2 protein-coding genes are annotated in these 708 nt (G+C 55.8%); both read right to left on the bottom strand.

The window, feature by feature from the left end:
• Positions 1–348: hypothetical protein (locus KK062_RS29840; protein WP_254088048.1), on the bottom strand; the 348-nt coding region annotated here is incomplete at its 3' end.
• Between the two features lie 146 nt (positions 349–494).
• On the bottom strand, positions 495–708 hold a 214-nt coding region (locus KK062_RS29845; protein ID WP_254088049.1), incomplete at its 5' end, for a T9SS type A sorting domain-containing protein.

Here is a 708-nt window from a genome sequence, read left to right on the forward strand (position 1 = left end):
CAACTGCGGCGGCAGCGGCAGAGGGGTATAAGAGACAGACACAAACGAGAACCATTGAAACGGCCGGTTAAAGCTCAGCACCGTAAGCGTGCCAATCAACAGCGACCCGATCTCCAGCACGATGCGCATGACATGCAGATTGAGCGGTATGCCCCCGGCAGTATGGCCAGGCAACAGGACCGGGACACCGTAGCGGATGGCTGTTAGCTCATAGTACCCGTGCAGTACATAGCACATGCCGATAAGCACCCAGAAGAAAGCAATTTTAGACGGTTGGTTCATGCCGGGAAGATAGCTGAAAACAGGCGTTTTCGCGTCGGGCGTAGGGATGAGGTATGTTTTCTCCACAGAATGACGGATTGTAAACATGCCAACGCCCTCTTGCGTCCTGGCGTCGAATGAGGGAGCAATCGAAGGGAGTCAGGATACAAGGAGGGCGGCTCGTTGTTTAGGACAGGCCTGCCTTCAGGCAGGCAGGCCTTCTGGGTTTGGGGTTATTCTTTAATGAACTTCTTCACTTCGCGTTTCGCGCCGATTTGCAGCTGAAGGATGTACAGCCCTGGCTTCAGTGCCGATACGTCGGCGGAATTATTCTGGAGCTGCAGCTGAGTCGTTGTGCCGTGTTGGTCCACGATGCGGGCCTTGCCCTGGTCGCCACCGTCCCATGCCGTTACGGTCAGGACGTTGCGTACCGGGTTGGGGTATACT

Source organism: Dawidia cretensis (assembly GCF_018598175.1).
GTDB lineage: Bacteria > Bacteroidota > Bacteroidia > Cytophagales > Cyclobacteriaceae > Ohtaekwangia > Ohtaekwangia cretensis.